Annotated in this window: 8 protein-coding genes and 1 tRNA gene; 5 read left to right on the plus strand and 4 right to left on the minus strand. The window is 58.7% G+C overall.

Annotation, left to right across the window (positions count from 1 at the left end):
- Nucleotides 1-95: 95 nt before the first annotated feature.
- Entirely contained in the window at nucleotides 96-1,274 is a 1,179-nt protein-coding gene (locus AC5LBQ_RS08770; protein ID WP_493265237.1) for a hypothetical protein, read from the minus strand.
- Nucleotides 1,275-1,525: 251 nt separating this feature from the next.
- Nucleotides 1,526-2,893, minus strand: a complete 1,368-nt coding sequence (gene nhaA / locus AC5LBQ_RS08775) for a Na+/H+ antiporter NhaA (protein WP_493265238.1) — start codon at nucleotides 2,891-2,893, stop codon at nucleotides 1,526-1,528.
- A gap of 72 nt (nucleotides 2,894-2,965) precedes the next feature.
- Between nhaA and AC5LBQ_RS08780 the strand changes: the two genes are divergently transcribed.
- Nucleotides 2,966-3,038: transfer RNA gene (locus AC5LBQ_RS08780), tRNA-Leu, on the plus strand.
- A 25-nt stretch (nucleotides 3,039-3,063) separates the two neighbouring features.
- Here AC5LBQ_RS08780 and AC5LBQ_RS08785 read toward each other — a convergent pair.
- Both AC5LBQ_RS08785 and AC5LBQ_RS08790 read right to left on the minus strand, forming a co-directional pair.
- On the minus strand, nucleotides 3,064-3,792 hold the full coding sequence (locus tag AC5LBQ_RS08785) for a response regulator transcription factor (RefSeq protein ID WP_493265239.1): 729 nt from the start codon (nucleotides 3,790-3,792) through the stop codon (nucleotides 3,064-3,066).
- Between the two features lie 25 nt (nucleotides 3,793-3,817).
- The gene (locus AC5LBQ_RS08790) at nucleotides 3,818-4,777 is read right to left on the minus strand and encodes a sensor histidine kinase (RefSeq protein WP_366125193.1); all 960 of its coding nucleotides are present in this window, start codon (nucleotides 4,775-4,777) and stop codon (nucleotides 3,818-3,820) included.
- Between the two features lie 218 nt (nucleotides 4,778-4,995).
- Between AC5LBQ_RS08790 and AC5LBQ_RS08795 the strand changes: the two genes are divergently transcribed.
- The 4 genes from AC5LBQ_RS08795 to AC5LBQ_RS08810 all read left to right on the plus strand — a co-directional run bounded on the left by AC5LBQ_RS08795 (nucleotide 4,996) and on the right by AC5LBQ_RS08810 (nucleotide 10,023).
- Nucleotides 4,996-5,889: a Bax inhibitor-1/YccA family protein gene (locus tag AC5LBQ_RS08795; protein WP_493265240.1), complete on the plus strand. Its 894-nt coding sequence runs from the start codon at nucleotides 4,996-4,998 to the stop codon at nucleotides 5,887-5,889.
- 139 nt (nucleotides 5,890-6,028) lie between these two features.
- Complete coding sequence (locus AC5LBQ_RS08800) at nucleotides 6,029-6,538, plus strand: GNAT family N-acetyltransferase (RefSeq protein WP_282920951.1); 510 nt, start codon at nucleotides 6,029-6,031, stop codon at nucleotides 6,536-6,538.
- Nucleotides 6,539-6,654: 116 nt separating this feature from the next.
- Complete coding sequence (locus AC5LBQ_RS08805; protein ID WP_493265241.1) at nucleotides 6,655-8,181, plus strand: AI-2E family transporter; 1,527 nt, start codon at nucleotides 6,655-6,657, stop codon at nucleotides 8,179-8,181.
- 177 nt (nucleotides 8,182-8,358) lie between these two features.
- The gene (locus AC5LBQ_RS08810; protein WP_493265242.1) at nucleotides 8,359-10,023 is read left to right on the plus strand and encodes a prolipoprotein diacylglyceryl transferase; all 1,665 of its coding nucleotides are present in this window, start codon (nucleotides 8,359-8,361) and stop codon (nucleotides 10,021-10,023) included.
- Nucleotides 10,024-10,121: the final 98 nt, after the last annotated feature.

Here is a 10,121-nt window from a genome sequence, read left to right on the forward strand (position 1 = left end):
GCCGGGTAGCTGCCAATAATGGCAGCTACCCGGCTATTCTCCCCCTTTAGGCACAACCCAGGCAGGTATGTCAAACCTCGCGCAGCTTGTTGGGGCTAGTTTTGCGGATTTGGATCCTGGGTGGGGTTGGTTTGTCCGGAGAACGGATTAGCTTGGTCAGGGGTATTCGGACCGAATGACTGCGGTTGACCAAACTGGGTCTGGCCAGGCTGATTTGGTTGAATCGACTGGTTCGGGGTTCCCGGCTGAGCAAAGGGGTTGGACTGAACCGGCTGTCCCGATTGTCCCGGCTGACCAGGTTGAGTGAAAGGCTGAGGTTGCCCGGGTTGACCGGGCTGTCCGAACTGGGGCTGCCCTGGCTGAACTGGCTGTCCAACTCCGGGTTGTCCAGGTTGCCCGGGTTGCATGGGTTGCCCAAACTGGGGCTGCCCTGGCTGAACTGGCTGTCCCGGTTGTACTGGTTGCCCAGGCTGCCCGTAGTTCATCGGCTGGCCGAATTGGTTAGCCGGAATAGCCTTTGCCTTGCTCTTTTTCGCCAGCACCACGATGAGGATGACGATGCCGGCAATTATCAGAATCCCCACAAAGGCAATCCCCAGGATTAGCATGCCCATTCCTGCCGCCACAGATCTCCCAGCATCGGTGAGGTCATTGTCCGGGTCGTACTCGGAATCAGCCTCATCGCCGGCATTTCCGCCAGGAATCCCAGGCGAGGACACAATCTTAACCTCGTTGCTGATGTCGGTCATGTCCAGCGTCACGGTGTCCCCCTTGAAATCAACGGGTTGCCCGTCCACGGTGGCTGTTTTGATGCCGTGGGGCATCTGGATAATCAGGTTCATGGTGATTGAATCCATACCGAGCTCGCTCATATCCCCAGCATCGTTCAGTTCCGATTTCAAGTCATAAATCTGCTCTTTGGGCAGGAACAGAACCAGGTCATCGCCTTCTTTTTTCAGGTTCTCGCTTGAATTGAGATTCTGTCCCTGCGGCAGAATAATCTCGCATTTCATATCCCCGCCGGTACTCAAATCTTTGACCGTGGCCTCGTCCTCATCTTCCATATCCGCGAGATCCTGGCAGGTCACTTCCTCGCCGTCGCTCCTAGAGGAAAGCATGTCCTTTTCTGATTCGGTCATCGCCACGATAACCGAAGGTTCAATGGTGTTCTCATCAATAACCTTCAGCTTGACGTCCATTTCGCAGCCGCTCAACGCCACCAACGCGATTGCTGCGATGCCCGCCACCAGGCTTTTCTTTTGCAAACTCCGCATTTGTTTGCCTTTCTAGGTTTCTGGGAAGCGACCCAACGCCGATTCCTCACCTCGAAAATATCAGATGCGCTCGATACCGGACATACCCTTTTGGGCTATTTTCTTTCCCAAGTCCGCGGGGTCGGGCGGATGCACAAGGGCGGGGCTTGCGTTCCCCGGTCCGTGGGGTCAACTAGCCATGCGGGGAGACTTGACTGAATCCTCGCGCAACCGAAAAACGCTAACTTTCACCCGGGAAACCGGGCAAAATCTCACTCGTGGGAGTGCGATCGGCGGTACGCCAGGCGTACCTGCAAAGCGATAGCGCCCAGGACGATGGACAGCGCGGTGCCCATGACCACGCCGATAGAACCGGCTTGGGTCAGCAAATCGTCGCCGCGGAAAGACAGGTGTGAAATCAACAGCGCCACCGTGAAACCAATCCCCGCCACCAGCGAAATCGGAACCATATCACCCATGGTCACGCCCTTTTCCAAGTGTAGAGGAGTGAACTTTTCCATCACGAACACAGAACCGGAAATCCCCAGCAACTTCCCGAAAGGCAAAGCCAGCATGACCGCCACGGCCACGGGATTGGTCAGCATCTTGAGCGCTCCGCCGGGGGTGTCCACGATGTCCACGCCAGCAGCAAAGAAAGCAAAGAACGGCACCGCAAACGCGGCCGAAACCGGGTTGACCTTCATAGAAATCTGTTCCACCAGGTTGTGAACTTCCCAGTCGCGCTTGTCGGCAGGAACCACCATGCCCAAAACTACTCCGGCAATCGTGGCGTGAATGCCGGAAACCAGCATGAAGTACCAGGTCAACACCCCCAGGGGAATCAGGAAGTACCAGTGACCTTTCCGCTTGTGACACAGGAACCCGAACAGGGCGGCACACGCCGCCATCGGCAACAGGAAAGCGAGATTCAGGTTAGAGCCATAGAACACGGCGATGACGATAATCCCGCCCAAGTCGTCGGCTACAGCCAGGGTCAACAGGAATGTCCTGGCTCCGTTGGGCAGGCCGCGGCCAAAAATCTGCAAAATCGCGACCGCGAAAGCAATATCCGTGGCGGTCGGAATCGCCCAGCCGTGCCAAGCTCCAGAGCCGGTGATGGCGGTGACGGCCACGTAAACCAGGGCGGGACCGGCCATCCCAAAGGCGGCGGCGATAATTGGCATCGCCGCGGTTCGTGGATCGTGCAGGGCGCCGTGGGTGAACTCTTCCTTTAGCTCCAACCCGACCGTGAAAAAGAAAATCGCCAGGATACCGTCACGCGCCCACTCTTCAATAGGCATGGACAGGTGCAGTTTTTGCAGCACCGACAGGGTGTCAGCGGCGGCAGCCTGCGCCAAGCCGGGGTCGGGCACGAACTGTGCCACCGCCTGATAACCCTCGCGGAAAGGCGTGTTAGCGCAAACCAGGGCGATAATGGCGGCGATAATCAGAATCAAGCCCCCGACGATGTCGTCGGAAACAAACCGGGCGAAACGCTCTTGAGCGCTGAGCCGTTCTTCACCAACTCGAACCGCGGCATCGTAATCTTCCGGGGACGGACCGGCTAGATCCTGCTCGCCGAAGAGGCCCCTGTCGAGATTTTCGTTTTCTTTATCATTGCTTGGCACTTCTTTGTCCATATTCAAAGTTTAGGGTCGATTTGAGTAAATTCCCAAATGAATAGATGATTAACCAGTCTGAAAAATGTGTGCGCCCCCGTAGCCCAATGGTAGAGGCAGCTGACTTAAAATCAGTTCAGTGTCGGTTCGAATCCGACCGGGGGTACAGTTTTTTCGTCAATCCGACGCTGTTACGCGGAAACGAGGCCGTTTTCGTAGGCAAAAATGACGGCTTGTACTCGGTCGCGGGCGCCAATCTTGTTCAGGATATTGCCCACGTGGGTTTTCACAGTGGTCATCGAAATGAACAGTTGCGTGGCGATTTCCTGATTGGTCAGCCCCTGGGCGATGAGGGTGAGCACCTCGGTTTCCCGATCGGTGAGGCTGTCCAGCAAGGCTTGGTCGACCAGATTCGTCTCCGCGTCGCCGTCCTGGTCGCCGGGCAGCTGCGGGGCAAACATATCCAGCATCCGTTTCGTCACGCGCGGGGAAATCGTGGCATCCCCGTGGGCGACATTGCGGATTGCGCCGATGAGTTCCTCTGGTTTGGCGTCTTTCAGTAGGAATCCGCTGGCCCCGGCCCGCAGCGCCGCGAAAGCGTATTCGTCTAGGTCAAAAGTGGTGAGGATGAGGACTTTCACGTTCGGGTTGCTGGCGATGATTTCCGAGGTCGCCTCGATGCCATTCATGTTGGGCATCCGCACGTCCATCAGCACCACGTCCGGCGCGGTCGCCTTGACCATCTTTAGGGCGGTTTTGCCGTCCGCCGCTTCGCCCACTACCGTGATGTCGTCCGCCGCCTCCAGCACCATCCGAAAACCCATCCGAATTAGGGATTGGTCGTCGACCAGCAGCACTTTGATGACTTCGCCGGGCGCGGACGGCGCGGACTGTCCAGTTTCGTTTTCGTTTTCACTCACGTTTACATTGTCCCCTAAAAGTTGTCTACGCGGGCATAACCCAGCCCTCGGACTTCGGCGCTTCAGGCTGCCACTGCAAAGTCGCCTCGACCCGCCATCCCCCGGGGGTGGGTCCAGCTTCCACGTGACCGTCATAGACCGCAGCGCGCTCGCGCATTCCAATGAGTCCCTTCCCGCCGCCGGGATTAATCCCCGCCAGGGAAGTGGCGTTAAACACGACGATACGAATGCCGTTGTCCCGCGCTTGTAAATCGACCTCAACCGCGGTGGAGGCGGGTGCGTGACGCAAAATGTTAGTCAAAGACTCTTGGACAATCCGATAAATCGTCAGTTGCAGCGGACCGTCAGCCGGCACCTCATCCCCGGTGTAACGGTAGGTAATCGGCAGGCCGGCCGCCCGGAACTGGGCAATAAGTCCGTCCATTTCCGCCAAATCCGGAGAAGGAGTGAAGCGGACTTCCTCGAGCGAGGATGTTTGGTCGTCCTGAGGGGCGTTCGGGTCAAGGTTCTGGGGCACTTCGGTGGGTTGGCGCAGCACTCCCACCAGGCGGCGCGTATCCGCCAGCGCCGCCCGCCCGGTTTCGCTCATATTGCGCAAGGCTTCCTTGGCGAGCTCTGGATTTTTGTCAATCGCGGCGGTGGCGCCGTCACTCATGGCAATCAACACCGTCAGCGAGTGGGCCACAATATCGTGCATTTCCCGGGCAATCCGGGCGCGTTCGTCAGCGACCGCAATCTGTTCGGACTGCTCGCGCTCCAGCTCCAACTGCCGGTTGCGCAACGTCAACTCGTCCACCCGGTCTCGTCCCAACTGAACGATGCGCGCCAGCAGCACCGCCACCACCATCAGCAGGGTGATGACCAGCGCCATCATGCCGCGGGCAGCCAGATTTTCCTGTGGTTCCAGGAAACCCGCTTGGACCACCACCAAAATGCCGACCCCGAACAGCACAATGAACGTGACCAGCAGCAACACGTTCGACACGACTCCGCGCAGGGTTTGACGCCGAGCGGGGTCGGTTTTACCTCCGGGCTTGCGGGGTTCCTGGCTTTTAGTCACCAACCTATTGTGACACAGCTGGTTTTTCCCGGCTCCGTGACAGGGCTGCGCCCTGAGAAAATCACCCCGTAGCAGGAGGACTGTGCCGTGGCAGTAATGGGGAAATCCGCTACGATTAAACCGTTGAGACAATAAGGAGCGACATGAGCAACCCAGTGTTTACACGCAACAAAGTTTTTACCGAGCGTACTCCGGGAGGTTACCCGACTATGCCTGGTTACCAGGTCGGTGGCGGCGCGACCCAAACCTATCCCGGCAACGCTCCCCAAGTGAGCTACGCGCCGGAACAACCCCAGCAGTTCCCCACCCCGCATGGCCAGGAACAGTACGGCACGGTTTCAGGCAGCCGTCCCGTCACTCTGGACGATGTTTTGATTAAGACAGTGCTGACTTTCGGGACCCTCCTACTTTTCGGAGCCGGGGCCTGGGCGTTGACCGCAGCCAATCCGGGACTGGGCATGAGCGTGGCATTCGGCTCGATGATTGTGGCCTTGGTGTTGGGCCTGGTGAACTCGTTTAAGAGCCGTCCCTCTCCAGCCCTGATTCTGGGATACGCCGCTTTTGAAGGTGTCATGTTGGGCGGCATCTCCAGCTTGTTCGCCGCGCTTTATGACGGCGTGGTGATGAAAGCAATCGTGGCGACCCTGGTCACCACCCTGGTGATGCTGGTGCTGTTTAAGACCAAGGTGGTGCGCAACTCCCCGACCCTGATGCGAGTCGTCATGGTCGGCATGTTTTCGATTTTTGTGTTCTACCTGGGCAACCTGGCGGTCAGCCTCATCAACCCGGCCTGGTCTTTCTACGGCCCGAACGCCCCGACCATCGGCGGCTTCCCGCTGTGGATTATCGTCAGCCTCATCGCTATCGGTTTAGCGGCGTTATCTCTGGTCACGGACTTTGACTACATCGTCAAAGCGGTTGATAACGGGGCGCCCCAGGAAACCGCCTGGACTGCCGCTTTTGGCCTGATGGTGACCCTGGTCTGGCTTTACATTGAGTTCCTGCGGATTTTCGCGTTATTTGCGTCCGATAACTAGGTTCGTGTCCCAGAACTTCCGGAGTTTCGGGAGTTTCTGGCTCAGACACGAATCGGTTTCGCGTTTTCCCGCGGGTGGATTCTCCTCGTCCGGCCACAGAAGCTAGACTTAGAGAAAACGACTCACGGAATTGAGAGTAATGACTGTCAACATTCGCCCGCCTGAGGTTCAGGATGCCGCCGGCATGGGGGTGGCACACGCCCGCATGTGGTTGGCTAACTACGGCGAATTTATCGACGATAAATATCGCTCCCGCTTTGACGAGCCGACCCTGGTTGGTCAATGGCACAACCTGTTGACCTCGGATCCGGCAGGACGCCGTATCGCTGTTGCGGTCGAGCACGGCCGGGTGGTCGGCATCGCCATGACGGTTCAGACGGTACGCAACGAGCATGTCGCCCCGCCCGCCCGAGAACGGGAAGTTTCTATGCACTACCTAATGCCTGAATATCAGGGGCAAGGCTTGGGGCGGCGCTTGTTGGAATACGTGGTCGGTCCGCAGGAGCCAGCCCAGCTGTGGCTGCCTTCGGGATATCCCGGGGAAAAGCGAGCCCACCGGTTTTACCGCCGCGCCGGGTTCCTCTCGGACGGAGCGATGACCGGTCGCGAGGTCAACTACGGACTGGCCTTGAACCGGATGGTGCGCTGAGCGGTTATCCTTCCCCAGCTTTGCGCCCGCCCTGCCATATCGCGAAGTTCCCGGTGAGGCAGTAACCAGACTGTGACATCTTTTGACAACAACAAACAACCGAAAACGGAAGTGCGATGGAGAAAAAACCGTTATTGAACGCCGGAGCCGAGTTTAGACGCGGGTGGTGGCGCGAGGTCATTTCCCGGCGGGACACGCAAAATCGAGTTCCTAACTTTGACGGACTGGAGCCGACCGCTCCGCCCGAGGTGGAAAACGGCCCGAACTCGGCTTATGCGGTGTCGTGGCGGATTCGGGTGGCGGCCAGTTGGGCATGGCGTTTCCTGGTCATCATCGCGGCGTTGGGGCTGATTCTGTACGGAATCACGAAAGTTTCCATCATTTTCGTGCCCCTCGCGGTTGCCCTGTTGTTGACGTTGCTGCTGGAGCCGATGCATTTCCGGTTGCAAAAGTGGCATGTTCCCAAGACGTTATCCGCGGTCATTTCCCTGTTGGTGGGCGTAGGGCTAGTTGTGGCAATGATTTGGATTGCGACCTCCCAGCTGGCCCACGGCGCGCCCGCCCTGCTGGTCAAAGCCGGGGGCGGCTTCGACAAGGCTCTGGCGTGGTTGAGCGACGGTCCTCTGAATCTGGATCAGGCGCAAATTGATAAATATTTTAAAGAGCTGACCGCTCAAATCACCGCTTTTGCCACCAAGTATTCTTCCTCCATTGCGTCCTCGGCGCTGTCGGTGACTTCTTCGGTCGCCAGCGTGGTCACCACCATCTTGATTTCGCTGTTCTGCCTGTTCTTTTTCCTCAAGGACGGTCGCCAGATTTGGATTTGGTTGATTCGGATGCTGCCGGTTCCCGCCCGTGAGCCGGTTCACGAGGCGGCGATTCGCGGCTGGACCACGCTCAATGGCTACATTAGAGCCCAGGCGCTGGTGGCTTTGGTGGATTCCGTGTTTATTTCCATCGGGGCAGCGATTCTGGGCGCCGGGTCGATGACTATCCCGCTGGCTTTGCTCATTTTCATTGGCTCCTTCATCCCGATTGTCGGTGCGGTCACCACCGGGGCTATGGCCGTGTTGATTCTGCTGTTGGATAAAGGTTTCATGGCGGCCGTCATCATGCTGATTGTGATTTTGGCGGTGCAACAGATTGAATCCAACGTGCTACAGCCGATGCTGATGTCCAACGCGGTCAGTCTGCATCCGCTGGCGGTGCTGCTGGGCGTGACGGCAGGAACCTTCCTGGCTGGAATTATCGGAGCTTTGCTGGTGGTGCCGATTATAGCGTTCTGTAACACCGTGGTTCTGTACCTGACCGGGCACGATTCGATGCCGGAACTGTCCACTCGCCACGACCGTATCGGCGGGGCTGCCGGAACAGTTCACGCCCAGGTGGCCGCGTCCTACATTGGCGGGTCCAAGAAGGACACTGCGAAAGTCATGGAATCCCAGGAACTTTCCCGTAAACAGGCCGGCACGGCGGCTTCGTTCCCCGCGGATGGTTCGCCCGACCGGACTGGTGACGCCCCGGCCTTGTCGGACACCCCGGCTGGCAACGACCGGGCTGGTGACGGCCCGGCCACCCACACTGGTGATACCTCCGCAGCGAACCCTGACGACCCGGCCTTTCCCGAAAAACGCGAGCTGTAACCTCCTCACTGTCCCCGGCGCTGTGCCAGTCCCCCTAGACGACAGCGCTAATAAATTCTTGACATTTTGAAATGCTCTCTCATGCTTGGGTGTAACAGGAGTAAAAACGTGAGATGATAGGGGAAGTTGAGCCTTGCAGTCTGGGCTCGCTAAAGAGTCCCGACGATTGAGGTTGCGATGTCGCTGTTTGAGTATGACCAAGGTCACCTGATTCCGGCCCAGTTTGGCCATCCCGTAGGCCCGGAAGCCCAAGGGGAGATTCTGGATTCTATCCGCCGTCAGGTCCTCGAAGTTATTGCTCGCCCGCTTTTTCCCGTGACGTGGAACGATATGACTGTGACACCGGTGTCCGGGATGCCCGGAGAATTTGCGCAACCTGGGGCGTCGCCGGGGTCGGGGGTTCCTGGCACGGACGGGACAGCCAACGGTTTTCCCCAGGAGTCCCCGCGTTTGACCGCTTTGGACGGTTCCGGCCAGGTCGTGCTGGTCGAAGTGGTGAATCGGCTGGATTCCACAGGTTTGATTGCAGCTTTGGCGCGGCTCGGAGCCGTGTCGAACTTGGGATGGAACGATTTGGCTGCCGCTTATCCCGGCGGGGTCAGCGCTTTCCGTTCCGGTTGGACGCAATTCCGCGATGCTATGCCCCCGAACTTGGCGGCTGGACCGCGCCTGATTTTGGTCGCCACCGAGATTGACCCGGATGTGCGCCCCGCCTTGGATGCTTTGACCCCTTCGGGGCTGGAAGTCCATCATGTCAGTGTGCGCGAGATGTCCAATGGGCGCCGCTTCCTGGATGTGCAGCGGGTCGCGTCCTCGCTGTTCAGCCACGATACGAATCTGTTGGCGGGTCGGGGAGCTCGCATTCCCGCGATTACTTCCGCTACCGATGAGGATGTGCAAAACGTGGAGTTTATGGCATCTGAAGTGGATTCCAGTCCGGACCAGGTGCCGAGCGTAGGCTTTGCTGACCTGGCGACCCCGATGGCGACCAGTCCGGTTTCCGGGACGGCTGTGCCAGACGTAGAGCCCGCAGCCCCCGAAGTCGAGGCGGTTTCAGAGCCAGCGTCACTCGGGCCGGAGCCGGTAGCACCCGCCCTTGAGACTACGGAGGACAGTCCGAATCCAGTTGATGAACCCGAACTGCAAACCGGTTCAATCTCCCGCCATTCTATTATGGAAGCGGCCCGGGGTTCCGGGGTATCCCCGCTGGCTTCAGCAGAGGACGAAGAACCGGTTGAGTCGCTGTTCACCACCCATCACGGTAGCGTTGCCGAGACTGATGTACCGTCCTTCGCGGACATTATTTCCGGCACCGATACCGGAGAATTCCAGACAGCTCATCATTCCCACCGGGCTCCCGCTAGCGAACAGACCCTGGCTGCAGAGGCACAGGCGCAGGCCGGGAACGAGCCGGCGCAATCCGAGCAACCCGCCGAGTCGGCTAGCTGGGCAAACGCTGGCGATGCCGCGGCTTGGGAAACCGCCCAATCCCCGGAAAAGGCAGCAACCTCGGAGGAGTCCGGAGTGGCCCAATCTGACAGAACCGACCTGCTGAACCGTGATGCTGCCGGACTCAGTGTCATTGCCCAGGTGACCGGCGAAGATACGCCGCTCATTGCCCTGGTGAACTTTGATGGAAGCGCGGCCGAAGTCAACGCTACTCTCGCCGAGCGCGGGGTCATTATCCTTGAAGGCCGCGAATTTGACGATCCCAGCGAGGCGGCTCGCGAGCTCGGCCAAGATGTCGACGGTTGGGAGTTCTGGCATCTGGGCTTCATCGATGGTCCGACCCTCGCCGAAGCCCAAGCTGAAATCAATGCTGAAATCGAGCGCAACCGCTAGGCTTCATTCCACGTTATCCGGGGAATTTCGGGGTTGTTTGTTACCGGGGTTTCGGGGTGTGCGTGTCTTATAAGGGGAGAATAGCCGGGTAGCTGCCA

Source organism: Mobiluncus sp., from assembly GCF_985070215.1.